This is a genomic window from Streptomyces sp. NPDC046870, from assembly GCF_040704595.1.
Taxonomy (GTDB): Bacteria; Actinomycetota; Actinomycetes; order Streptomycetales; family Streptomycetaceae; genus Streptomyces; species Streptomyces argyrophylli.
Genome location: NZ_JBEYXM010000043.1, coordinates 11,869 through 35,903 on the forward strand (window position 1 = coordinate 11,869; position 24,035 = coordinate 35,903).

Sequence of the window (24,035 nt, forward strand, 5' to 3'; positions counted from 1 at the left end):
GTTCCCGGCGAGGGCGCAAAAGTGGCGTGACCCCGGTCACTTCTGCCGGGCAAAACGGACACCATCTTTGTGCACGCGTTCACAAAGACATAGCCTGCTGTCGACGGGGCGGTCTGGGGACGTATGACCGCCTACAGCCCCGCTCTACCCGCAGGAGCACCGTGGCAACTGGCCGAACACACCGACCGGCGACCCGTAGCCGAGGGATTCCCGAGGCCACCGTCGCCCGGCTTCCGCTGTACCTCCGAGCCCTGACCGCACTGTCGGAGCGCTCGGTCCCCACGGTCTCCTCCGAGGAGCTGGCCGCGGCGGCGGGGGTCAACTCCGCCAAGCTGCGCAAGGACTTCTCGTACCTGGGCTCCTACGGAACGCGCGGTGTCGGCTACGACGTGGAGTATCTCGTCTACCAGATCTCCCGCGAACTCGGCCTGACCCAGGACTGGCCGGTCGTGATCGTCGGTATCGGCAACCTCGGCGCCGCCCTGGCCAACTACGGCGGTTTCGCCTCGCGTGGCTTCCGGGTCGCCGCCCTGATCGACGCGGACCCGGCGATGGCCGGCAAGCCGGTCGCGGGCATCCCCGTGCAGCACACCGACGACCTCGAGAAGATCATCGAGGACAACGGCGTGTCCATCGGCGTGATCGCCACCCCGGCCGGCGCCGCCCAGCAGGTCTGCGACCGCCTCGTGGCCGCCGGCGTCACCTCCATCCTGAACTTCGCGCCGACCGTGCTGTCCGTCCCGGACGGCGTCGACGTGCGCAAGGTCGACCTCTCGATCGAACTCCAGATCCTCGCCTTCCACGAGCAGCGCAAGGCCGGCGAGGAGACCGCCGCGGGCGACGGCGCGCTGCCCGCCGCCGCCTCCCGCAACGTGGCCGCCGACGACTCCGCCGACCAGGGGCCCGACGGGGACGTCCCCGCCGTGATGCCGGCATGAGCCTCCTCGTCGTCGGACTGAGCCACCGCAGTGCCCCGGTCAGCGTGCTGGAACGGGCCGCGCTGAGCACGGACGCCCAGGCCAAGCTGGTCCAGGACACCGTCGCCGCCGAGCCCGCCGGTGAGGCCGCGGTGCTCGCGACCTGCAACCGCATCGAGCTGTACGCCGACGTGGACAAGTTCCACGCCGGTGTCGCCGAGCTGTCCACGCTGCTCGCCCAGCACAGCGGGGTCGGCCTGGAGGAACTCACCCCGTACCTCTACGTGCACTACGAGGACCGGGCCGTCCACCACCTGTTCTCGGTGGCCTGCGGGCTCGACTCGATGGTCGTCGGCGAGGGGCAGATCCTCGGCCAGATCAAGGACTCCCTGGCCCGCGCCCAGGAGCTGCACACCGCCGGCAAGCTGCTGAACGACCTGTTCCAGCAGGCCCTGCGGGTCGGCAAGCGCGCCCACTCCGAGACCGGCATCGACCGCGCCGGCCAGTCCCTGGTCACCTTCGGTCTGGAACAGCTCGCCGTCGGCACGCCCGTCCCCGCGTGGGCCGCGGGCAAGAAGGCGCTGGTCATCGGCGCCGGGTCGATGTCGTCCCTGGCCGCCGCGACGCTCGCGCGCGCCGGGGTCGCCGAGGTCGTCGTCGCCAACCGCACCTTCGAGCGCGCCGAGCGGCTCGCCGGCATCCTCACCGAGTCCGACGAGAACGAGGTGACCGCCCGCGCCGTGCGCATGGACGCGGTCGCCGACGAGCTGACACGTGCCGACGTCGTCGTCTCCTGTACCGGGGCGACGGGCCTGGTGCTCACGGCGGAGGCGGTCGCGCACGCGGTCGAGGACCGTACCGGCGCCCCCGTCGCCGTCGCCGACGCCGGTGCCGCGGCGGCGCGGCCGCAGGCCGTACCGTCCGAGGTCCCCGCACGGTCCACCGGCACGGGCGCCGACGAGAACTGCCCGCTGGACCTGGCCGCCGTACAGCCCGGCTTCTCCGTCATGGGCGAGGCCGCCGTGGCCGGCATGGACGCGGCCACCCTGGAGCAGCACGCGGCCTGGGTCGCGGGAGGCACCGTCGACCGCCGGGACCGCCGGACCCCGGAAGCGGACGCCGAACTGATCACCGCGCTCGCCGCGACCGCCGCCACCGTGGGCCGGATCCCCGAGCGGCGCAGGCCCGAGCCGGTCGCCGAGCGGCCCGCGCCCTTCTTCTTCCTGCTCGACCTGGCCATGCCCCGTGACATCGACGCGGCCGTGCACCGGCTGGCCGGGGTCCGCCTGGTCGACATCGAGTCGCTGGCGGAAGCGTCCGCCGACGCGCCGATGGCGGCCGACGTGGACCAGGTCAGGCGTATCGTCTCCGACGAGGTCGCGGCCTTCGGCGCGGCACAGCGGGCGGAGCGCATCACGCCCACCGTCGTCGCACTGCGCACCATGGCCGCCGACGTCGTCGCCAGTGAGATCGCCCGCCTCGACGGCCGTCTGCCCGGCCTGGACGAACGCCAGCGCGGCGAGATCCGCCAGGCGGTGCACCGCGTCGTCGACAAGCTGCTGCACGCGCCGACGGTACGGGTCAAGCAGCTCGCGGCCGAGCCCGGCGGCGCCGGGTACGCCGACGCGCTGCGCACCCTGTTCGACCTCGACCCCGAGACGGTGGCCGCCGTCTCCCGGGCCGGGGACAGCACAGACACGAAGGACCGACCGGCATGACTGAGAAGGCGTTGCGGCTGGGGACCAGGCGGAGCAAGCTCGCCATGGCCCAGTCCGGGCAGGTGGCGCAGGCCGTCCGCCAGGTGACCGGGCGGCCCGTCGAGCTGGTCGAGATCACCACCTACGGCGATGTCTCCCGCGAGGCGCTCGCGCAGATAGGCGGCACCGGCGTGTTCGTCACGGCGCTGCGCGACGCGCTGCTGCGGGGGGAGGTCGACTTCGCGGTTCATTCGCTCAAGGACCTGCCGACCACGCAGCCCGAGGAGCTCGTCCTGGCCGCCGTACCGGTGCGCGAGGACCCGCGGGACGTGATCGTCGCCCGCGACGCGCTGAAGTTCACGGACCTGCCGCGGGGCGCGCGCGTCGGCACCGGTTCGCCGCGCCGCATGGCGCAGCTGAACGCGTACGCCCGTACCCACGGCCTGGACATCGAGACGGTCCCGATCCGCGGCAACGTCGACACGCGGATCGGATACGTCCGCGACGGCGAACTGGACGCGGTCGTCCTGGCCGCCGCCGGACTGAACCGGATAGGCCGGATCGACGACGTGACCGACTTCCTGTCGGTCGACACGGTTTTGCCCGCCCCCGGCCAGGGGGCACTGGCGATCGAGTGTGCCGCGGGCAACGCGGACCTCGTCGCCGCGCTCGGTGAGCTCGACGACCCGTTCACACGGGTCGCCGTCACCGCCGAGCGGTCACTGCTCGCCGCCCTGGAGGCCGGTTGCAGCGCACCTGTGGGCGCGCTGGCCGACCTTCTGGCCGACGGGCAGACTGTCAAGGAAATGCGCCTGCGCGGCGTCGTCGGCACGACCGACGGCACCCGCATGGTGCAGCTGTCCACCACCGGTCCCGTGCCCCAGACGCACGACCGGGCGACGGCACTCGGTCGCGAACTCGCCACCGAGATGCTCGCCCAGGGCGCGGCCGGTCTGATGGGGGAGCGAGCACATTGAGCCCCACCACCCTTCCCGCCGGTCCGGAGCACGGGCACGTCACCTTCCTCGGTGCCGGACCCGGGGATCCGGGACTGCTTACTCTGCGCGCCGTGGAGGCGCTGTCGAACGCGGACGTCCTGGTCGCCGAGCACGAGGTGCTCGACGTCATCCGGACGCACGCGCGGCAGGGCGTCTCCGTGGTGCAGACGGACGCGGACTCCGCCGCGATGTCCCCACCGGGCACGGGCACGCCCCAGCTGACGGTCGTTGACGGCACGTCAGCACCCGTCGCCGTCCCGGCCCCCGCCCGGGATGCCGCTCATCTTGTCATGGAGGCCGCGCGGGGCGGCAGGCGGGTCGTGCGTGCGGTGTCCGGGGACCCCGGACTCGACACGTACGCGGCGGAGGAGATGCTCGCCTGCGCGGCCGCCGGGGTGCCCTTCGAGGTCGTCCCCGGTGTCGCGGCGGTGGTCGGCGTGCCCGCGTACGCCGGTGTGCCGCTGCGGGACGCGCAGGGCGCGGACGTCCGCTTCGTGGACGCCCGGACCGCCTCCGAACGGTGCTGGACGGAGGTGGGCGCGTCGGACGGCACGGTGGTCGTCTCGACGACCCTGGACTCGGTCGCCGCCGCGGCGGGCGAGCTCGTCTCGGCGGGCCGCAAGCCGGACACCCCGCTGACGGTGACGGTCGCCGGCACGACGACCCGGCAGCGGACCTGGACGGCGACGCTCGGGACGATCGCGCAGACGCTGAAGCAGGCCAAGGTGCTGCCGTCCCCGGACGGCGGCCGGCCGGTGATAGCCGTGGTCGGCGAGCGTTCCGCCGCCGCCCGGCGCGACCAGCTGTCGTGGTTCGAGTCCAAGCCGCTGTTCGGCTGGAAGGTGCTCGTGCCGCGCACGAAGGAGCAGGCGGCGTCGCTCTCCGACCAACTGCGGTCCTACGGCGCGGTGCCGCACGAGGTCCCGACGATCGCGGTGGAGCCCCCGCGCACCCCGCAGCAGATGGAGCGGGCCGTCAAGGGCCTGGTGACGGGGCGCTACGAGTGGATCGCGTTCACCTCCGTCAACGCGGTGAAGGCGGTCCGGGAGAAGTTCGAGGAGTACGGCCTCGACGCGCGTGCCTTCGCGGGCATCAAGGTGGCCGCGGTGGGCGAGCAGACCGCCAAGGCGCTGATCGCCTTCGGCGTGAAGCCGGACCTGGTGCCGAGCGGCGAGCAGTCGGCGGCCGGCCTCCTGGAGGACTGGCCCCCCTACGACCCGGTCTTCGACCCGATCGACCGTGTCTTCCTGCCCCGGGCCGACATCGCGACCGAGACCCTGGTCGCCGGTCTGATCGAGCTGGGCTGGGAGGTGGACGACGTCACGGCCTACCGGACCGTGCGCGCGTCGCCGCCGCCGGCGGAGACCCGGGAGGCGATCAAGGGCGGCGGCTTCGACGCGGTCCTCTTCACGTCCTCCTCCACGGTCCGCAACCTGGTCGGCATCGCGGGCAAGCCGCACAACGTCACGGTGATCGCGTGCATCGGCCCGGCGACGGCCAAGACCGCCGAGGAACACGGGCTGCGGGTCGACGTGATGGCCCCGGAGCCGTCCGTCCACAAGCTGGCGGAGGCGCTGGCGGACTTCGGCATGAAGCGACGCGCCGCCGCGCTGGAGGCGGGCGACCCGGTGACCCGGCCGAGCGAGCGGCGGCCGGGGGCGCGCAGGCGGAGGTCTACGACCTGATCGGCGGGTCAGACACCGCCCGTAGGGGTGTTCCGGTTCTCGGAGCACCCCTACGGGCGTCTTCGGTCAGGGCTCAGGCGCCCAGGTAGACCGGTGCCTTCTGGGCGGACCTGCCGTAGATGTGGTTGCTGAGGGTGCCGTCGGCGCCCAGGACGACGAGGGTGACGTTGTCCTGGAGGACGACCGGGCGGCCCTTGGCGTACTCGGTGGAGAACGTGCCGTGGCTGGTGGTCAGCTGCGCGCCGTAGACACCGTTGCGCTTGACGAGCTTGACGATCGCGCCGTTGGCCAGCTTGTAGCGGCCCAGCCGGGGGCTGACGGCGGTCTCTGCACCGGTCCAGGTGACGGTCGCGCCGAGCGGGTCGAGCACCAGCGTGCGGTTGCCGAACAGAGCGGCGCCGGCGCGGGAGTGCGCGTCGAGGAAGCGCACCAGCCTGCCGTTCCGGAAGACGCGGGCCTGGCGGTGGTCGGCGGAGACCTTGAAGATCTGGACGGTCGTCCGTGCGTCGAGGCGCAGGGTGCGGGAGAGCGTGCCGCGCAGGGTGCAGTCGGCGGACAGGGCCGGGATGGGCGTGGACTGCCAGGGGGTGGGGCCGCCCTGGCTGCGCTGGCCGAAGACGGGCTTGGCGGAGAGCACTCCGGTGATCTTCAGTCCGTCGGCCAGGTCGGTGGGCCGGCTCTGGTCCACCGTCGCGACGGCGTGGCCCTTGGCGTCCAGCAGCGTGGCGGACGCGCCGCTGTCGGCGCTGCCGACCAGCCGGACCTTCATGCCGCCGCCGTAGACGGAGGGGATGGTCGCGGCGGCGACGCAGGCGCTGCTGCCGGCCGGAGCGGGCGGCGTGGCGGCAGTGGCCGGAACCATGGAAGCAGTGGTGGCACCGACGAGGGCGACGGCGGCGAGGGCGGTACGGAGTGCGGTACGCATGGCTGCTCCTGGCGGATTCGGCTTCTGACGGCTGGCTGCTCTGACCAGCGGGAACAACCCTAGAGATCACGCGTTCCGGAACCGTCGGGTCCGTGTCACAGCGGTGTGACCGTGTGTCATCCGTGGCCGCTGCCCGCTGCGGTTCCGGTGTGCGCGAGGCGTCGGCCAGGCGAGCGGAGGCTGCGCGGGAGGCGCCCGGACCACCCCTCCCGGCCCGACACCGCGTCGGCAAAGGCGCAGGCCCGGCGGGCGTAGCGTAGAGGGCATGACGAAGTACGGATCCTTCCCCGGTACGCGTCCCCGACGGTTGCGCACCACCCCCGTCATGCGCCGCATGGTCGCCGAGACCCGGCTGCACCCCGCCGACCTCATCCTCCCCGCGTTCATCCGGGAGGGCGCCGGCGAGCCGGTGCCGGTCGCGGCGATGCCCGGTGTCGTGCAGCACACCCGGGACAGTCTGAAGAAGGCCGCGCTGGAGGCCGTGGAGGCCGGGATCTCCGGGATCATGCTGTTCGGCGTGCCGGAGGAGGCCAAGAAGGACGCCCAGGGCACCGCCGGCACCGACCCGGACGGAATCCTCCAGGTCGCCCTCCGCGACGTCCGGGCCGAGGTCGGCGACGACCTGCTCGTCATGTCCGACCTGTGTCTGGACGAGTTCACCGACCACGGCCACTGCGGGGTGCTGGACGCGGAGGGCCGTGTCGACAACGACGCCACCCTGGAGCGGTACGCCGAGATGGCCCAGGTGCAGGCCGACGCCGGTGCCCACGTCGTCGGACCCAGCGGGATGATGGACGGTCAGATCGGCGTCATCCGGGACGCGCTGGACCAGATCGGCCGCGAGGACGTCGCGATCCTCGCCTACACCGCCAAGTACTCCTCGGCCTTCTACGGCCCCTTCCGCGAGGCCGTCGCCTCCTCCCTCCAGGGCGACCGCAAGACCTACCAGCAGGACCCGGCCAACTGGCGCGAGTCCCTGCGGGAACTGGAGCTGGACCTCGCCGAGGGCGCCGACATGGTGATGGTCAAGCCGGCCGGGCCCTACCTCGACGTCCTCGCCCGGGTCGCGGACGCCGTGGACGTGCCCGTCGCCGCCTACCAGATCTCCGGCGAGTACTCGATGATCGAGGCCGCCGCCGAGAAGGGCTGGATCGACCGCGACCGGGCGATCTTCGAGACCCTGACCGGCATCAGGCGGGCCGGGGCGCGCACCATCCTCACCTACTGGGCCACCGAGGTGGCCCAGAAGCTGCGCCGGTCCCCGTTCACCAGCTGAGGGCGTCGTCCCTCTCCTGCTGCCAGTACGTCACCTTCAGCGAGCTGTCGTAGTAGACGCCCCCGGCCGGCAGGGACGGCGTCGCGGACGGGCCGCCGCTGCTGTTCGGGGTGAGGCCCTGGAAGCCCACCGTCAGCCTGCGGGCCGTCGTCCCGCCCGTGCCGCTGCCGTCGGCGGCCGACAGCAGCACACCCGCGTACCCCGACTCGCCGGGCGCCAGGGACACCACGGCCTGCGGCTGGGTGTCCCGGTCCGCCTGCGGCACCCACTGCATCTGGTCGAAGCGGAGGACCGGGTAGTACGGCAGCTCGCAGGTCCTGCCGCCGGTGTTCTTCACGGTGATCAGCATGTGGTTGAGGGGCCGGGCGACCGGCTGCGCGGTGACGGTCGTGTTCGCGCCGTTGCACAGCACCACGGAGGTGCCGGTGCGGGTGCCGCCCTGGGTGCCGCGCGCGGCCGGTGAGGCGCTCGGCCGCGCGTCGGGTGCGTGGGTACGGGTCACGGGCGTGCCGTTCGCCGTACGGCCGCCGGCGGCGGCCCGGGGCGTCTGCGCCGCGGCTTCTCCCGACGCGGTCTTCCCCGCCGACGCCCCCTGGGTCGTCGGCCCGGCGGCGCCCTCGTCCTCGGTGCCCGTGCCGTTGCCGCACGCCGTGAGCGCGAGGGCGGCGACGGCGGTGCCGGTGGCGGCGAGCAGACGGATATGGCGCATTCGCATGGCAAGTCCTCTTTCGGGCTGGGCCGGTTGACGTGCTTGGATGACCACAGCCTGTGGGCGGGCCCGTCCCGGCGGCCAGCAACGGCCGGACATCCGGGACGCTGGAACGCCCACACCGGCCTTGACCTGCGGGAACAGTCCCTCCCTGGAACGCCCGGGTGGGACGAGGGGGACGGAGAAACGGTGTCGGAAGGCACATCGGAGAGCGGATTCGCCGAGCTGCTGCGGGAGTTGAAGAACCGCTCCGGGCACAGCTACGGCACGCTCGCCAAACGGCTGCACATGAGTACGTCGACGCTCCACCGGTACTGCAACGGGGACGCCGTACCGGCGGACTACGCGCCCGTCGAGCGGCTCGCCCGGCTGTGCAGGGCCACGCCCGGGGAACTCGTGGAGCTGCACCGGCGGTGGGTGCTGGCGGACGCGTTGCGGGGGCGGAAGGAGCCGTCGCCGGCGGCGGTGACGGAGCCGGTGGAGGTGTCGGAGCCGGTGGCCGGACCCGACCCGGCGACGGCGGCCGGAGCCGCGCCCGACCCCGCGCCGGCCCCGCCGGCCGGAGCCGCGCCCGACCCCGCGCCGGCCCCGCCGGCCGGAGCCGCGCCCCAGCCGCCGTCGGACCCCGAGCCCGCCGCCCCCCGGCGCCGGAGCCGCCGCCCCGTCGCCCTTCTCGCCGCCCTGACCGTCACCGCGCTGCTCGGCACCGTGGCGGTCGTACTGAACCTGCCCTCCGGGCACTCCGGTGACGGAGCGCGGGACGGCCGGGACGGCCGGCAGGGCACGGGCACCAGGGCCACCTGGGAGGCCGCCGCCCGGGACAGCGCACCGCCGGCGCCGACGGCCGCGAGCCCCGAGCCGCACCGGTCCGCCACCCGATCGTCCTCCCCCTCGCCCAAGGCCCCCGCCACCCGCGGCGGCACCCCGACGGGCGGACCGGCCGCCGCCACGACCGGCCGGACGACGGCCGCCCCGCCCCTCACGGTCACCACCCACCCCTACAGCTGGCAGAGCCCCTGCTCCCAGCACTACCTGATCGACCGGCCGCCCACCGCCGTCGCACCGCCGCCGCTGGAACAGGACGCGCCCGCCTGGGTGGACGTGCACCAGGCGGTCTCGGCGGGGGAGCAGTTCGTCACCTTCACCGTGCAGGGCACCGGCGACGACACCGTCGTCCTGGAGAAGCTGTCCGTGCGCATGGCGGGCAAGCGCTCCCCGCTCGCCTGGAACGACTACGCCATGGGCTATCCCGGCGTCGGCTGCGGCGGCGGCGTGCCGACCCGCTCCTTCACCGTCGCCCTCGACGCGATGCGTCCCGCGCCCGTACCGGAGGCCGGGAGCCGGAACTTCCCGTTCAAGGTGAGCCGGACGGACCCCGAGGTCTTCCACGTCACCGCGGACGCGTCCGCCTACGACGTCAGCTGGTACCTGGAGCTGTCCTGGTCCAGCGGGGACCGGCACGGCACGCTGGTGGTCGACGACGCCGGCCGGCCGTTCCGCACCAGCGGCGAGAACGGCCGGCCCGCCTACGCCTTCCCCCTCGGCGGCGAGAAGTGGCGACCGGCGTCGGAGGCGGACTGACGCCGGCGGCTCACTCCCACCAGAAGGCCCAGTTCGTGGCGCCGACCAGCTCCTTCGCGTACGCCCCCACGTTTCCCGGGCCGCTCTGCACCACGGCGTTCGGGCACAGCGCGTAGTGCTCGGCGGCCAGCAGCTCGGCGTCGTCCAGGCCGGTGGGCGGCGCCGCGACGGACACCACCAGCACGTCCGGTCCGAGCGCCACCACCCGGGCCCCGAACCGGTCCTCCCACGACCGCAGCACCGCGCAGATCCGGGCCACGTCGCCGTCGTGGTCCAGGGCACCGGTCCAGCCGATCGCCGCCGGTATGTCGGCGGACCGGCGGGCCGGCACGAGGGCCAGGTGAGGCTCCTCCAGCCACTCGGTCCACGTGTCCGGGTCCTGGTGCAGCGCGTCGGCGACCTGCGCGGCCCGGCTGCCCGGATCGGCGGCCAGGAGCCCGGCGGAGGCGAGCCCCGGCCACGGGACGCCGAACGGCTCGGTCTCCTCGCCGGCCTGCCCGCCGGTCCCCTCCGCCCAGTACTCCGACAGCACCTCCGCGGCCTCGTGGTCCCCCGGGTACGACGCCTCGCCCGGCAACAGCACCCAGTCCTCCAGCCCGGTCCGGCAACCGGCCATGTCCACCAGCACCGGCAGCAGCCCGGCACGGGACGCCGGCGCGCCCAGCGCCTTCCAGGTGCCGGGCGAGGAGGGTTTCTCCGCATGCCACAGCAGGGGCTCGTGCCAGGGGCCGTCGTCCGTCTCGTCCACCAGTCTGCCGGGCGGCAGCCGCAGGCCGAGGGAACGCCCACTGGGGTCGGTGGCCAGCTTGGGCAGCGGGTTGGGAAGAGTCGCCATGCCGGTGACTGTAAAGCCCGCCACTGACAACGCCGTTGAGCAGCACGGCCACCCTCGCGGGCCCGTCGTCCGGCCCGGTGTCAGACCAGCGTCGTGATGCAGAACGGGTGCCCCGCGGGGTCCAGCAGGACCCGCCAGCGGTCCGGCTGCGGCTGGGCCTGCGGCTTGGTCGCGCCCAGTTCCAGCAGCCGCTCCTCGGCCGTGTCCAGGTCGTCCACGCCCACCTCGATGTGGGCCTGCTTCTCCTGGGCCGGGTCCGGCCAGGTGGGGCGGCGGTAGTCGGCCAGGCGGTTGAAGCCCAGGCCCGGCGCGCCGTCCTTGCCGCCCAGGAAGACGAAGTCGTCGGAGGTGTAGGCGACGGGGAGGCCGAACATCTCGCCGTAGAACCGGGACAGTTCGGCCGGGTCGGCGCAGTCGAAGGTGACGGCGGCGTAGCGGAAGACGGGTGTGGAAGCGGTGTCTGTGCTCATGGGGACGACCGTAGGACACGACCCGGACACCTACGGTCCTGGTCGTGCGGGCCCGTGTGGAAAACTTCCGCCCGTGCTCAGCGCCTCCGCCCGTCTGCTCCGCCTGCTCGCGCTGCTCGCCGCCCGGCCCTCCTGGACCTGCGCCGAGCTGGCCGGGCGCATGGCCGTCACCGACCGCACCGTCCGGCGCGACATCGCCAGGCTCCGCGAACTCGGGTACACCGTCGACTCCGACGCCGGCCCCTGGGGCGGTTACCGGCTCCGGGCGGGCTCGCGCGTGCCGCCGCTGATCCTGGACGACGAGGAGGCGCTGGCCGTGGCGGTGGGGCTGCGGGAGGCGGCGCTCGGCGGCGCGCTGGGCGGCGACCAGGCGGCCCTGTCCGCACTGCTGAAGCTGCGCCAGGTGCTGCCGCCCCGGATCGCCGAGCGGCTGGCCGAGTGGGACGACGCCCTCGTACGGCTCCCCTGGCCCGAGGAGCCCCGTATCCGGCCCGGCATGCTGCTGGAGCTGGCCGCCGCCTGCCGGCGCGGTGAGCGGGCCCGGCTGTCGTACCGCGACGGGCAGGACCGGCACACGGTCCGGGACGTCGACCCCTACCGGCTCGTGCACACCGGCCGGCGCTGGTACTTCGTCGCCCGGGACGTCACCCGGGGCTGGCGGACCTTCCGGGCCGACCGGGTCGAACGGCTCCGGCCCACCGGCCGGCCCGTGGAGATCACCGACCCGCCGGACGCTGCCCAGCTCGTCTCCCGCAACACCGCCAACGGCCCCTACCCGCTGTCGGCCACCATCCGGCTGCCGCTGCCCCTGGCGGACGCCCTGCGGGTCGTACCCCCCACCGTCGGCACCCACCGCGCCGACGGCCCGGACGCCACCTTCGTCGACATAGGCGGCCCGGACCCGGACGGCCTCGCCCGCTACCTGCTGGGCCTCGCCACCCCCCTGCGCGTCCTCGCCCCGGACGCCGTACGGGAGGCCTTCGTACGCCGTGCCCGGGAGCTGCTGGACGCGCAGACGGCCGACGGCCCGCCCCCGGAGTGAGGGCGGGCCGCCGGCCGTCGTACCGCGCCGGGTCAGAGCTTCTCGGGCGTGCGGATGCCCAGCAGGGCCATCCCCCGGTGCAGGGTGCGGGCCGTGACGTCGCACAGGAAGAGGCGGTTCTCCACCTGCGCCGGGGTCTCCGCGCGCAGCACCGGGCACTTGTCGTAGAACGACGTGTACAGCGACGCCACCTGGTACAGGTACGCCGCCAGCTTGTGCGGGGCGTACTCCGCGGCCGCCTCCCGGACCGTCTCCGCGAAGGAGTCCAGGTGCAGGCCCAGCGCGCGCTCCGCCTCGTGCAGGGCCAGCTCCGGGTGGGCCGCCGGGGAGACCTCGCCGGCCTTGCGCAGGATCGACTGGATACGGGCGTACGCGTACTGGAGGTAGACGGACGTGTCGCCGTTCAGCGAGACCATCTGGTCCAGGTCGAACTTGTAGTCCCGGTTCGCCGACGTCGACAGGTCCGCGTACTTCACCGCGCCGACGCCCACCTGGGCGCCCCGCTCGGCGATCTCCTCCTCGGACAGGTCCTGCGCCTTCTCCCGGACCACGGCCGAGGCGCGGTCGATCGCCTCGTCCAGCAGGTCGACCAGGCGGACCGTCTCGCCCTCACGGGTCTTGAACGGCTTGCCGTCCTTGCCGAGGACCGTGCCGAAGGCCAGCTGCACCGCCGCCACGTCGTCGTTCAGCCAGCCGGCCCGGCGGGCGGTCTCGAAGACCATCCGGAAGTGCAGGGCCTGCCGGGCGTCCACCACGTACAGCAGGGTGTTCGCCTTGAGGTTGAAGACGCGGTCGCGGATCGCGGAGAGGTCGGTGGCCGCGTAGCCGTAGCCGCCGTCCGACTTCTGCACGATCAGCGGGACCGGGTTGCCGTCCGGGCCCTTGATGTCGTCGAAGAACACGCACAGCGCGCCCTCGGAGCGGACCGCGACACCCGACTCCTCCAGCAGCCGGCAGGTCTCGGCCAGCATGTCGTTGTACCCGGACTCGCCGACGATGTCCGCGTCCCGGATCTCCATGTCCAGCTTCTCGAAGACGGAGAAGAAGTAGATCTTCGACTCGTCCACGAACTTCTGCCACATGGCGAGCGTGTGCTCGTCCCCGGCCTGGAGGTCGACCACCCGGCGCCGGGCCCGCGTCTTGAACTCCTCGTCGGAGTCGAACTTCTTGCGCGCGGCCTTGTAGAGGCGGTCGAGGTTCGACATCGCCTCCTCACCCGTCACCCGGGCGTCCTTGTGGTCCAGCTCGTGCGGGTGCTCGTCCAGGTACTGGATGAGCATGCCGAACTGGGTGCCCCAGTCGCCGATGTGGTGCCGGCGGACCACGTTTTCGCCGGTGAACTCCAGCAGCCGCACCACCGAGTCGCCGATCACCGCACTGCGCAGGTGACCGACGTGCATCTCCTTCGCCACGTTCGGCTGTGCGTAGTCGATCACCGTGGTGCCGGGCTGGTCCGCGAGCGGCACGCCGAGGCGGCCCGTCTCGTCCGCGTACCGGGCGGCCAGGTTCGCGGTGATCGCCTTGTCCGCGATCGTGAGGTTGAGGAAGCCGGGCCCGGAGACCTCGACGTCCTGGATCACGTCACCGGTCACCACCCGGGAGACGACCTGGGTCGCCAGCTCCCGGGGGTTCGCCTTCGCCTTCTTGGCCAGGGCCAGGATGCCGTTGGCCTGGAAGTCGGCCCGGTCGCTTCGTCGCAGCAGCGGGTCCGCACCAGCGGCCTCCGGCAGGGTGGCCGAGAGGGCGGACGCGAGGTGCTGCTGGACGTTGTCGCTGAGGGACGTGACCGAGGCCATAGGAGTGGGTGCCGTTCTCCTCGTGGGGATGGATAGACCCAGCCAGTATCCCACGGGGGGTAAAGCCGTTTTCCCGGGCGCGATCCGGTCTGTGAGAATGGGGTGTCACCCCGTTCAGAAAGAAGGACGTGCCGATCGTGGCTCAGAGCACCGAGACCACCGACTGGGTCTCCCGTTTCGCGGATGAGGTCATCGAGGAGTCGGAGCGCCGGGCCCCGGGCAAACCGGTCGTCGTCGCGTCCGGACTCTCCCCCTCCGGTCCGATCCACCTCGGCAACCTCCGCGAGGTCATGACCCCGCACCTCGTCGCCGACGAGATCCGCCGCCGCGGCCACCGGGTCCGGCACCTGATCTCCTGGGACGACTACGACCGCTACCGCAAGGTGCCCAAGGGCATCGACGGGGTCGACGAGGAGGCCTGGGCCGAGCACATCGGCAAGCCGCTGACCTCGGTCCCGGCGCCCGCGGGCTCGCCGCACCCGAACTGGGCCGAGCACTTCAAGGCCGCGATGATCGAGTCGCTCGCCCAGCTCGGCGTCGAGTTCGACGGCATCAGCCAGACCGAGCAGTACACCTCCGGCGCCTACCGCGAGCAGATCCTGCACGCCATGCGGCACCGCGCCGACATCGACGCGATCCTCGACCAGTACCGCACGAAGAAGACCCCGAAGAAGCAGCAGCAGAAGCCCGTGGACGAGGCCGAGCTGGAGGCCGAGGAGGGCTCCGGCGCCGCGTCCGAGGACGACGGCAGCTCCGGCTCCGCCGGGTACTTCCCGTACAAGCCGTACTGCGGCGACTGCGGCAAGGACCTGACCACGGTCACCTCCTACGACGACGACACCACCGAGCTGTCGTACACCTGCACCGCCTGCGGCTTCACCGAGACCGTCCGGCTCAGCGAGTTCAACCGCGGCAAGCTGGTCTGGAAGGTCGACTGGCCGATGCGCTGGGCCTACGAGGGCGTCGTCTTCGAGCCCAGCGGCGTCGACCACTCCTCGCCGGGCTCCAGCTTCCAGGTCGGCGGCCAGATCGTCGGCATCTTCGGCGGCAAGCAGCCCATCGGCCCCATGTACGCCTTCGTCGGCATCTCCGGCATGGCGAAGATGTCCTCCTCGCGGGGCGGGGTCCCGACCCCGGCCGACGCGCTGAAGATCATGGAGCCGCAGCTGCTGCGCTGGCTGTACGCCCGCCGCCGCCCCAACCAGTCCTTCAAGATCGCCTTCGACCAGGAGATCCAGCGGCTCTACGACGAGTGGGACAAGCTCGCCGCCAAGGTCACCGAAGGCTCCGCCCTGCCCGGCGACGTCGCCGCGTACACCCGCGCCGTCGGCACCGCCGCCGGTGAACTGCCGAAGACACCGCGACCGCTGCCCTACCGCACGCTCGCGTCCGTCGCCGACATCACCGCCGGACACGAGGACCAGGCCCTGCGCATCCTCTCCGAACTCGACCCGGAGCAGCCGCTGGCCAGCCTCGACGAGGCACGCCCCCGGTACGACAGGGCCGAGGCCTGGATCAACACCCACGTCCCCGCCGACCAGCGGACCATCGTCCGCGACGAGCCCGACGCCGAACTGCTGAAGTCCCTCGACGAACCCTCCCAGCAGTCCGTACGCCTCCTGCTCGACGGACTCGCCGACCACTGGTCGCTCGACGGGCTGACCCACCTCGTGTACGGCGTGCCCAAGGTGCAGGCCGGGTTCCCCGCCGACGCCACGCCCAAGGAACTGCCCGCCGAGATCAAGACCGCACAGCGGACGTTCTTCGCCCTCCTGTACCACCTGCTCGTCGGCCGCGACACCGGGCCCCGGCTGCCCACCCTGCTGCTGGCCGTGGGCCAGGACCGGGTGCGGCACCTGCTCGGCGAGTAAGCGACACGCAGAAGGGGCCCTCCGCCGCGGAGGGCCCCTTCTGCGTGCCGTCAGGCGATGTGGTCCTCCTCCAGCTCCGCGTTGAAGCGGTTGGTGAACCGGTTGACCATACGGTCGGCCTCCCGCGCGGGCAGCGTGATGCGGAACGTCGCCTCCACCGCCTCGGCGAACTGGTGCGGAGTGGGCAGACTGCCGTCGATCGACTTGCGGAAGACCTGGTAGTAGTCCTCCTCCGTCGGGTCCGGCTGCGCGGTGCCCCCCTCGCCCAGCTCACGGGTCCGGTTCGGACCCACCGGAATCGGGAAGCTGCCGGTCTCCTCCGGGGACGGCTGCTGGAACTGCTCCGGCGGCTGGTCCTCGTACCAGTCCTCGTACTGCTCCTCCGGGGCGTACTGGGGCTCCTGGAGCATCGGGTCGTACGTGGGGTCGTAACCGCCGTGGTACTCGACCTCCCGGGGCGTCTGGAACCAGGGGCTCTGCTCGTCCGCCGGCGGCTCCTGCTGCGGCCGCGGCTCGCTCGCGGGCCCGACCTGCCGCGGCACAGCCGCCGCCCCCGCGGGACGACCACTCGCGACCACGCCGCGTGCCGACGCCTCCAACTCCGGCTGCGGCGCCGGAGGCAACAGGACCGGTTCGATGCCCGCCGCCGCCAGACCCGCGGGAGCCGTCTCCGCCAGCGGAACGCCGTACCGCGCCAGCCGCAGCGGCATCAGGGACTCCACCGGGGCCTTGCGGCGCCAGGCACGGCCGAAGCGGGACCGCAGCCGGGCCTGGTACACGAGACGTTCCTGCTCCAGCTTGATGACCTGGTCGTAGGAGCGCAGCTCCCACAGCTTCATCCGCCGCCACAGCAGGAACGTCGGCACCGGGGACAACAGCCAGCGGGTGAGGCGGACCCCCTCCATGTGCTTGTCGGCCGTGATGTCGGCGATCCGGCCGATCGCGTGCCGGGCCGCCTCGACCGCCACGACGAACAGCACCGGGATCACCGCGTGCATCCCGACACCCAGCGGGTCCGGCCAGGCGGCGGCGCCGTTGAACGCGATCGTCGCCGCCGTCAGCAGCCACGCCGTCTGGCGCAGCAGCGGGAAGGGGATGCGGATCCAGGTCAGCAGCAGGTCCAGGGCCAGCAGGACACAGATGCCCGCGTCGATGCCCACCGGGAACACATACGAGAAGTTCCCGAAGCCCTTCTTGATGGCCAGCTCACGGACGGCCGCGTACGAACCGGCGAAGCCGATGCCGGCGATGATCAGCGCGCCGGTCACGACCACGCCGATGAGCACGCGGTGCATCCGAGTCAGCTTCAGTGGCGCGGCCACTCGCACTCCCCTCCCCTTGCGTGTTCTTGCGCGCAACAGAGTGGCACACGTGTACGGCGAACGTGGTGCCGGTCAGCCGCAACGGCCCTCCGCCGGCCGTCACGACCCCCGGTCAGCTGTCCTTCGCGGCCGACTTCGACGGAGACGCGCTCGAGGAGGCCGGCTTGGAGGGGGACTTCGAAGGAGCCCCCGAAGGCGACGCCGACTTCGACGGGGACGCCGGCGAACTCGCCGCGCCACCCGCGCCGTTGGCCGACGACACCGACGCCACGACCTCCTTCAGCGCCTTCTCCGCGGCCTTCGTCAGATCATCGGCGTCCGGCGTCTTCTCACCCGCGAGACCGGCACCGTTGTAGTCGACCGTCACGACGACGTTCTCCACCCGGGCGACGACCGTCTGCTGCCTGAAGAGACCTTCCTTCTTCTTCAGGTCGTACCGCACCGCCGTCGCCTCCGCGCCCGTCCCGGACAGCGGTATCGCCTTGGTGCCCTTCGCGCCGTCCACCGCCTGCGCGTCCTTCACCTGCCGCGCGTAGTACGTGTGCGCCTGGTCGTCACCTGCGCCCCGCGTGACGTCCGAGTCGAAGCGGAGCAGCGACACGTTCAGCCAGCGGAACTGGGAGCCCTTGACGCCGTTGTTGTCCAGGCTGTTCCACGAGCACGAGGCACGCGACGACGGCTCGTCCGAGCTGCCCTTCTTGCCGGACTTCCCGCTCTTCGGGACCAGATCGGTCAGCGTCTTGCGCGACAGCACCGCGCACGCGTCGGGAAGCCTCCCGTACGCCGCCGCCCGCACGGTCGGCGACGCGCTCGCCGAGGGCTGCGCACTGCCGGCGCTCGCCGACGGGCTGCTCTCCCCACCGGACCCGGCCTTGGCGTCACCGGAATCCGAGGAGCACCCCGCGGTGATCAGAACCGCGGGAACGGCTGCCGCGCAGACAAGAACGCGGCGGAGGCGCTTGGCTCGCTGGTGTCGCTGGGCACGGTCGTCTCGCTGGGCTGCTCGCTGCATGGTTCCTTCACTCATGACGCTCGGTGTTCGTGCGGGTTCCTGCGGGGCCACGGTACGCGGTGAAGGACCTGTGCGGTTTCCCTTCGCACCCTTCGCGGACGCGGGCCGGCAGGACCGGCAAGGCCGTCAGCCCCCCAGCGCGTCATCCAGCCGAGAGGCCAGATTACGGGCCCTGTCCTGCATTTCCTTGCTGTCCGGGACCGCACCCATGGCCATCGGCTGCTCCTCGTACTGGATGGTGACGATGACGTTGGACGTGCGGAACACCACAGTCACCGTCCGCTGTTCGGCCGTCGAACCGGACGTGCTGAGCCGGTCGTCCAGATACCCCTCGTCACCGAGGTCGGTCAGCGCACGCGGCTGGAGATCGGCCGGCGTGGCACCGGAGGACGCGTCGGAAGACTCCGACGACCCCGAGGAAGCAGGGGAGTTGGCGGAAGAAGGCCGCGTCGCGCCCGGCGAGGCCGCGCCGCCCGCGGAACCCTTCCCCGACGAGGACGAGGACGAGGACGCGGTGGGCGTCGGGGGCGAGGCGGGCGGCGCCGAGGAAACCGCCGGCGCCGGGAGGTCGGCGGCCGTCTCCTTGTCCAGGAACAGCTTCCGCGCCTGGTCGTCGTCGCTGACCGTGTTGTCGTACGACACCACGCGCTCGAAGTCGACGGACAGACGGTCGGTGGCGTCGGCCGACTCGACCTTCCAGCGGCAGCCCACCTTGCGATCGGTGTCATAGGTGAGCGCGGCCTCGCCCTGGTAGGCCTTGTCCCGCTGCGCCGGGTCGGTGATCTGCTGGATGCCGGGCAGCAGCGCGTCCAGGGTATCGTGGCCGATCGCGCCGCAGGGCTCGGGCAGCGTGCGGTACCTGCCGGGCTGGGCGGCGGCCGCGGCCGAGCCGGCGTCGCCCGGGTTGGCGTTGTCCGCCGGGTCCTTGTCCCCGGAGCCGCTCGTGCAGCCGGCCAGCAGCGCCGCGAGGAGGGCGGCGGTGCCGGTTACGTACGCCTTCCGCTGCACGGTCGGGCTCCTCTCGACGGTGTGCGATCGCTGGTGCTCCAGTGTCCCCGCTGGTTATTCGCTTGCCGCAGCGGGGCGCCCCCTGGAGACAATGTGTATCGCACGCACTGCCGTGGACGCCGGTCCCTTGTCCCTTTTCACCGACCTTGGCGCCGCTTTTGCGTTTTGCCGCTTTGAGTCTTTTGTTATCACTTCCGGGGGAATGAGGAACACATGTCGTACGTGGAGATGCCGGGCGCCAAGGTCCCGATCCGGATGTGGACGGACCCGGCGACCGTCGAGGACGTGGCCCTGCGCCAGCTCCAGAACGTGGCCACCCTGCCGTGGATCAAGGGCCTGGCCGTCATGCCGGACGTGCACTACGGCAAGGGCGCGACGGTCGGCTCGGTCATCGCGATGCGGGGCGCGGTGTGCCCGGCGGCGGTCGGGGTGGACATCGGCTGCGGGATGTCGGCGGTCAAGACGTCCCTGACGGCGAACGACCTCCCCGGCGACCTGTCGCGACTGCGCTCGCGGATCGAGCAGGTGATTCCGGTGGGGCGGGGGATGCACGACAGTCCCGTGGATCCCGGGCGGTTCCACGGGGTGGCCACCGCCGGGTGGGACGACTTCTGGGGACGGTTCGACGGGGTGGCGGAAGCGGTCAAATTCCGTCACGGCCGAGCAGAAAAGCAGATGGGAACGCTCGGATCCGGGAACCATTACCTCGAAGTTTGTCTGGATCAGTCAGATTCGGTCTGGCTCACGCTGCACTCCGGGTCGCGCAACATCGGCAAGGAACTCGCCGAGCACCACATCGGCGTGGCCCAGAGGCTTCCGCACAACCAGGACCTGGTCGACCGCGACCTCGCCGTCTTCGTGTCGGACACCCCGCAGATGGCCGACTACCGCCATGACCTGTTCTGGGCGCAGGAGTACGCCAAGTACAACCGCATGCTCATGATGGCACTCCTCAAGGACGTGATCCGCAAGGAGTTCAAGAAGGCCAAGCCGACCTTCGAGCCGGAGATCTCCTGCCACCACAACTACGTGGCGGAGGAGCGGTACGACGGCATGGACCTGCTCGTGACCCGTAAGGGAGCGATCCGCGCCGGCTCCGGTGAGTTCGGGATCATTCCCGGCTCGATGGGTACCAGCTCGTACATCGTGAAGGGACTCGGGAACGAGAAGGCCTTCAACTCGGCGTCGCACGGGGCCGGTCGGCGTATGAGCCGCAACGCGGCCAAGCGCCGCTTCACGACGAAGGATCTGGAGGACCAGACCCGGGGCGTGGAGTGCCGCAAGGACTCGGGGGTGCTGGACGAGATTCCGGGTGCTTACAAGAACATCGACCAGGTGATGGAGCAGCAGCGCGACCTCGTCGAGGTCGTGGCGAAGCTGAAGCAGTTCATCTGCGTGAAGGGGTGACGGAAGGGGCCCCGGTGCGAAGGCGCCGGGGCGGAGACCGCAACTCCGGCTGGTCCTCCGCGGGCGTTGCGCTTGGCGTTGCGCTCGGCTCCCGTCACTTCCCCGGCGGCTGGGATGGCCGTCCCCGCCGGGGACCGTCGAGTTGATCGTGTGGCGCGAGCCTAGGGCGGATGTTCGTGCGCTGGCCGGGTGATCGATGAGGTTCGCCCGTGTGGGTTACCCGGCCCCCGGTTCCAGTGCGTCCAGCCAGCGCAGCAGGCGGGTTCCCTCCCTGGTCATGATGTCGGGGTCGCGCAGGGCATTGGTCAGCAGGGACATGCCCTGGTAGGCCGCGATCAGGGTGAGGGCGTGGTCGTCGGGGTCGGCGACGCCCCAGGTGCGGAACTGGGCGGCGGTCCAGTCCAGGAGGCGGCGGATCACCGCGCCGGCCTCCGCGTCCAGCGTGCCGTCCGCGCGTTTGTCCAGTTCGACGGCGAGTGTGCCCGTGGGGCAGCCGTGGCGGGCGGCGGTCTCCCGCTGGGCGGTCCAGGCCTCGACCAGGGCCTTGAGGCGGTCGCGCGGGGTCGGCAACCGGTCCAGTTCGGCGGTGAGTTCGTCCAGGTGGGCACGGTGTTCCGCGAGCGCGGCCTGGACCAGTTCGTCCTTGGTCTTGAAGTAGTAGTAGACGTTCCCGACCGGGACGTCGGCCTCGCGGGCGATGTCGGCGAGGGTGGTGCGCTCGACGCCCTGCTCGTGCAGGACCCGGGCCGCGGCCGCCGTGAGTCGTCGGCGTTTCTGTGACGCCTGTGCCCGCCGGTCCACTGAGTTTGTCACCTGACTGACTATAGACAGCGGGGGTGGAGGGTTCTAGGGTCAGAGTCAGTTAGCTGACTGACTCACTAGGGGGTTGTGATGATCGTGGTGACCGGTGCCACCGGGAACGTCGGGCGTGTGCTGGTGGAGCTGCTGGCGGGGGCCGGTGAGGAGGTCGTGGCCGTGTCGCGGCGGCCGGAGGCCGCGCCGTCCGGGGCCGGGGTGCGGTGGGTCCGGGGCGGGGCCGGGGACGCGGCGGGCATCCGGCCCGCCCTCGACGGCGCCCGCGCCCTGTTCCTCGTCCTCGGAGGCGAGCTGAACTTCCGGGGGGCGAGCCCCGCCGCCCTGCTCGGCGCCGTGGCGGACGCCGGAGTCCGACGGATCGTGCTGGTGTCCTCGCAGGTCAGCGCCACCCGGCCCGACGCGCCCTCGCACGCCCGGCTGCGGGCGTTCGAGGCCGCGGTGCGCGCGTCGGGGAGGGAGTTCACCATCCTGCGCCCCGGCGGATTCGCCTCCAACGCCCTCGCCTGGGCCGATGCGGTCCGCGCCGAGCGCACCGTCTACGCCCCCTTCGGCGATGTCGCGCTGCCCGTGGTCGACCCGGCGGACATCGCCGCCGTGGCCGCCGCCGCGCTGCGCGAGGACGGGCACGCCGGCCGGGTGTACGAGCTGACCGGGCCCGCGCCCGTCAGTCCGCGCGAGCAGGCCGGGGTGATCGCCGAGGCCCTCGGCGAGGAGGTGGCCTTCGTCGAGCTGTCCCGTGCGGCGGCGCACGCCGGGATGGCGCGGTTCATGCCGGAGCAGGTCGTCGCCGGCACCCTGGACGTCCTCGGCGCACCGCTGCCGGCCGAGCGCAGGGCGAGCGGGGACGTGGCGGCGGTCCTGGGCCGCCCGGCCGCGCCCTTCGCCGCGTGGGTCGCACGGAACCGGTCGGCGTTCGCCTAGGTCCGCTGGTCACTTGGCGTGCCGTACGGCTACTTGGCGTGCCGTACGGCGTAGATCATGATGAACGCGATGAAGTGGATGCCGAAGAGGAAGTAGGCCAGGAAGTACCAGACCTGGCGTTCGTTCTTCGTCTCCTGGGCCAGGCGCCGCTTCTCGAAGGTGTCCTCCGTGCGGGGCTTGTCGTCCGTCACTGTTCCCGGTGCACCTTCGTGTTGGACGCCTGGGCGCGCGGGCGCAGGACCAGGAGGTCGACGTTGACGTGGCTGGGGCGGGTCACCGCCCAGGCGATCGTCTCGGCCACGTCGTCCGCGGTGAGGGGCTCGGCGACGCCCTCGTACACCTTCTCGGCCCTGTCCTTGTCGCCGCCGAAGCGGGTCAGCGCGAACTCGTCGGTCTTGACCATGCCGGGGGCGATCTCGACGACCCGGACCGGCTGGCCGACGATCTCCAGGCGGAGGGTCTCGGCGAGGACGTGGGCGCCGTGCTTGGCGGCCACGTAGCCGGCGCCGCCCTCGTAGGTGCCGTGGCCGGCGGTGGAGGAGACGACCACGACGACGCCGTCGCCGCTGGCGACGAGCTTCGGCAGCAGCGCCTGGGTGAGGTTCAGGGTGCCGATGACGTTCGTCTCGTACATCGTGCGCCAGTCCGCCGGGTCGCCGGTGGCCACCGGGTCCGCGCCGAGGGCGCCGCCGGCGTTGTTGACGAGGACGCCGATCGTCTGGAAGGCGGTGGCGAACTCGTCCACGGCGGCGCGGTCGGTGACGTCCAGCTGGTACGCGACGGCGGAGTGGCCGGCCTCGGTCAGTTCCTCGGCCAGGGCCTCGATGCGGTCCTTGCGGCGGGCGGTGAGGACGACGCGGTAGCCGGCCGCGGCGAGCTGCCGGGCCGTGGCGGCGCCGATGCCGCTGCTCGCGCCGGTGACGACGGCGATGCGGGAGGCGGCGGACGGTGCGGCGGTGGCCATGGCTGCTCCTGGGGCTGCGGCTGGGCGGTTCCGTCCAGCGTAAGTGAGCATCAGCCGCCGTTTCGCGGCGCCCACATGATGACGGCCATGCCGGCGAGGCAGATCAGCGCGCCGGTGACGTCCCAGCGGTCGGGGCGGTAGCCGTCCGCGACGACGCCCCACAGGATCGAGCCGGCCACGAAGATCCCGCCGTAGGCGGCGAGGATGCGGCCGAAGTGGGCGTCCGGCTGGAAGGTGGCGACGAAGCCGTACGCGCCGAGGGCGAGGACGCCTCCGGTGATCCACAGCCAGCCCCGGTGTTCCCGCACGCCCTGCCAGACCAGCCAGGCGCCGCCGATCTCGAACAGCGCGGCGACGACGAACAGGGCGGCGGAGCGGAGGATCGGCATGGGGGCAGCTTCGCACGCCCCTTCCGCGCCATCCGGGACAGGGCGCGTCACTGCTGGAGGGCGCCTGGCGGGTGGCTCGCGTGGCATGCCGATGGACGCGGCGGGGGAGCGGTCGCGGCTGCCGTCTCGCCGGCCGGGGCCCACCTCGCGTCGGTGTGGGAGGTGCGAGGGCGGGCGGTGGAGGGGGCTGGAATACCCGGGGCGGGGTGACCGTTGGAGGGGTATAGTTGAACGCTCAACAACATGGAGGGTGAGCGACCATGCAGTTCGGGATCTTTTCGGTCGGCGATGTCACGCCGGACCCGACCACGGGGCGGACGCCGACGGAGCGCGAGCGGATCAAGGCCATGGTCGCCATCGCGCTGAAGGCGGAGGAGGTCGGTCTGGACGTCTT

The 24,035-nt window shown here is 72.3% G+C and carries 22 protein-coding genes and 1 pseudogene; 11 read left to right on the forward strand and 12 right to left on the reverse strand.

Annotated features, from left to right (window positions below; genetic code table 11):
• The first annotated feature begins 161 nt into the window (after window positions 1–161).
• Genes AB0946_RS40425 through AB0946_RS40440 form a run of 4 tightly spaced genes read left to right on the forward strand, consistent with a single transcriptional unit; the run spans window position 162 to window position 5,297 of the window.
• A complete protein-coding gene (locus AB0946_RS40425) occupies window positions 162–938 on the forward strand; it encodes a redox-sensing transcriptional repressor Rex (protein WP_366765728.1) in 777 nt (258 codons plus the stop codon).
• Window positions 935–2,635, forward strand: a complete 1,701-nt coding sequence (locus AB0946_RS40430) for a glutamyl-tRNA reductase (protein WP_366765729.1) — start codon at window positions 935–937, stop codon at window positions 2,633–2,635. Before AB0946_RS40425 ends, AB0946_RS40430 begins: the two co-directional genes overlap by 4 nt.
• Window positions 2,632–3,591: a hydroxymethylbilane synthase gene (gene hemC / locus AB0946_RS40435; protein WP_366765730.1), complete on the forward strand. Its 960-nt coding sequence runs from the start codon at window positions 2,632–2,634 to the stop codon at window positions 3,589–3,591. The genes AB0946_RS40430 and hemC overlap by 4 nt, the downstream gene beginning before the upstream one ends.
• Window positions 3,588–5,297, forward strand: a complete 1,710-nt coding sequence (locus AB0946_RS40440; RefSeq protein WP_366765731.1) for a uroporphyrinogen-III synthase — start codon at window positions 3,588–3,590, stop codon at window positions 5,295–5,297. Before hemC ends, AB0946_RS40440 begins: the two co-directional genes overlap by 4 nt.
• A 73-nt stretch (window positions 5,298–5,370) precedes the next feature.
• Here the strand turns inward: AB0946_RS40440 and AB0946_RS40445 are convergent, their stop codons facing one another.
• Window positions 5,371–6,222 carry a hypothetical protein gene (locus AB0946_RS40445; protein WP_366765732.1) on the reverse strand — a complete coding sequence of 284 codons (852 nt, stop codon included), beginning with the start codon at window positions 6,220–6,222 and terminating at the stop codon, window positions 5,371–5,373.
• Window positions 6,223–6,487: 265 nt separating this feature from the next.
• On the opposite strand from AB0946_RS40445, the gene hemB reads away from it, so the two are divergent.
• The gene (gene hemB, locus AB0946_RS40450) at window positions 6,488–7,498 is read left to right on the forward strand and encodes a porphobilinogen synthase (RefSeq protein ID WP_366765733.1); all 1,011 of its coding nucleotides are present in this window, start codon (window positions 6,488–6,490) and stop codon (window positions 7,496–7,498) included.
• Here hemB and AB0946_RS40455 read toward each other — a convergent pair.
• Entirely contained in the window at window positions 7,488–8,207 is a 720-nt protein-coding gene (locus tag AB0946_RS40455) for a DUF4232 domain-containing protein (protein WP_366765750.1), read from the reverse strand. The two genes, hemB and AB0946_RS40455, sit on opposite strands and share 11 nt — an antisense overlap.
• Window positions 8,208–8,396: 189 nt before the next feature.
• Between AB0946_RS40455 and AB0946_RS40460 the strand changes: the two genes are divergently transcribed.
• Window positions 8,397–9,788 carry a helix-turn-helix transcriptional regulator gene (locus AB0946_RS40460; protein ID WP_366765734.1) on the forward strand — a complete coding sequence of 464 codons (1,392 nt, stop codon included), beginning with the start codon at window positions 8,397–8,399 and terminating at the stop codon, window positions 9,786–9,788.
• 10 nt (window positions 9,789–9,798) lie between these two features.
• Here the strand turns inward: AB0946_RS40460 and AB0946_RS40465 are convergent, their stop codons facing one another.
• The gene (locus AB0946_RS40465) at window positions 9,799–10,623 is read right to left on the reverse strand and encodes a DUF4253 domain-containing protein (protein WP_366765735.1); all 825 of its coding nucleotides are present in this window, start codon (window positions 10,621–10,623) and stop codon (window positions 9,799–9,801) included.
• A gap of 80 nt (window positions 10,624–10,703) precedes the next feature.
• On the reverse strand, window positions 10,704–11,093 hold the full coding sequence (locus AB0946_RS40470; RefSeq protein WP_366765736.1) for a VOC family protein: 390 nt from the start codon (window positions 11,091–11,093) through the stop codon (window positions 10,704–10,706).
• Between the two features lie 73 nt (window positions 11,094–11,166).
• On the opposite strand from AB0946_RS40470, the gene AB0946_RS40475 reads away from it, so the two are divergent.
• On the forward strand, window positions 11,167–12,135 hold the full coding sequence (locus AB0946_RS40475; RefSeq protein WP_366765737.1) for a YafY family protein: 969 nt from the start codon (window positions 11,167–11,169) through the stop codon (window positions 12,133–12,135).
• Window positions 12,136–12,167: 32 nt separating this feature from the next.
• Here the strand turns inward: AB0946_RS40475 and argS are convergent, their stop codons facing one another.
• Window positions 12,168–13,931, reverse strand: a complete 1,764-nt coding sequence (gene argS, locus AB0946_RS40480) for an arginine--tRNA ligase (RefSeq protein ID WP_366765738.1) — start codon at window positions 13,929–13,931, stop codon at window positions 12,168–12,170.
• Window positions 13,932–14,059: 128 nt separating this feature from the next.
• Between argS and lysS the strand changes: the two genes are divergently transcribed.
• Window positions 14,060–15,802, forward strand: coding sequence for a lysine--tRNA ligase (gene lysS / locus AB0946_RS40485; RefSeq protein WP_366765739.1), 1,743 nt, complete (start codon window positions 14,060–14,062; stop codon window positions 15,800–15,802).
• Window positions 15,803–15,852: 50 nt separating this feature from the next.
• On the opposite strand, the gene AB0946_RS40490 is transcribed toward lysS, so the two are convergent.
• The 3 genes from AB0946_RS40490 to AB0946_RS40500 all read right to left on the reverse strand — a co-directional run bounded on the left by AB0946_RS40490 (window position 15,853) and on the right by AB0946_RS40500 (window position 19,144).
• Window positions 15,853–17,097: a DUF2637 domain-containing protein gene (locus tag AB0946_RS40490; protein WP_366765740.1), complete on the reverse strand. Its 1,245-nt coding sequence runs from the start codon at window positions 17,095–17,097 to the stop codon at window positions 15,853–15,855.
• A 139-nt stretch (window positions 17,098–17,236) separates the two neighbouring features.
• Window positions 17,237–18,151, reverse strand: coding sequence for a DUF3558 family protein (locus AB0946_RS40495; protein WP_366765741.1), 915 nt, complete (start codon window positions 18,149–18,151; stop codon window positions 17,237–17,239).
• A gap of 111 nt (window positions 18,152–18,262) precedes the next feature.
• Complete coding sequence (locus AB0946_RS40500) at window positions 18,263–19,144, reverse strand: DUF3558 domain-containing protein (RefSeq protein WP_366765742.1); 882 nt, start codon at window positions 19,142–19,144, stop codon at window positions 18,263–18,265.
• 213 nt (window positions 19,145–19,357) lie between these two features.
• On the opposite strand from AB0946_RS40500, the gene AB0946_RS40505 reads away from it, so the two are divergent.
• Entirely contained in the window at window positions 19,358–20,551 is a 1,194-nt protein-coding gene (locus tag AB0946_RS40505) for an RtcB family protein (protein WP_366765743.1), read from the forward strand.
• A gap of 216 nt (window positions 20,552–20,767) precedes the next feature.
• Here the strand turns inward: AB0946_RS40505 and AB0946_RS40510 are convergent, their stop codons facing one another.
• Complete coding sequence (locus tag AB0946_RS40510; RefSeq protein WP_366765744.1) at window positions 20,768–21,364, reverse strand: TetR/AcrR family transcriptional regulator; 597 nt, start codon at window positions 21,362–21,364, stop codon at window positions 20,768–20,770.
• A 78-nt stretch (window positions 21,365–21,442) separates the two neighbouring features.
• Here AB0946_RS40510 and AB0946_RS40515 point away from each other — a divergent pair, with 78 nt between their 5' ends.
• A complete protein-coding gene (locus AB0946_RS40515; RefSeq protein ID WP_366765745.1) occupies window positions 21,443–22,288 on the forward strand; it encodes an NAD(P)H-binding protein in 846 nt (281 codons plus the stop codon).
• A 29-nt stretch (window positions 22,289–22,317) separates the two neighbouring features.
• Here AB0946_RS40515 and AB0946_RS40520 read toward each other — a convergent pair whose 3' ends face one another.
• From AB0946_RS40520 to AB0946_RS40530, 3 genes are read right to left on the reverse strand one after another with little or no spacing between them, the layout of a single operon-like run.
• Window positions 22,318–22,479 (reverse strand): hypothetical protein, encoded by a 162-nt coding sequence (locus AB0946_RS40520; protein WP_366765746.1) that lies wholly within the window; start codon window positions 22,477–22,479, stop codon window positions 22,318–22,320.
• Entirely contained in the window at window positions 22,476–23,252 is a 777-nt protein-coding gene (locus tag AB0946_RS40525) for an SDR family NAD(P)-dependent oxidoreductase (protein ID WP_366765747.1), read from the reverse strand. The genes AB0946_RS40520 and AB0946_RS40525 overlap by 4 nt, the downstream gene beginning before the upstream one ends.
• 50 nt (window positions 23,253–23,302) lie before the next feature.
• A complete protein-coding gene (locus AB0946_RS40530) occupies window positions 23,303–23,641 on the reverse strand; it encodes a YnfA family protein (RefSeq protein WP_366765748.1) in 339 nt (112 codons plus the stop codon).
• A 260-nt stretch (window positions 23,642–23,901) separates the two neighbouring features.
• On the opposite strand from AB0946_RS40530, the pseudogene AB0946_RS40535 reads away from it, so the two are divergent.
• Window positions 23,902–24,035 (forward strand): annotated as a pseudogene (locus tag AB0946_RS40535) (5,10-methylene tetrahydromethanopterin reductase); the annotation flags it as partial.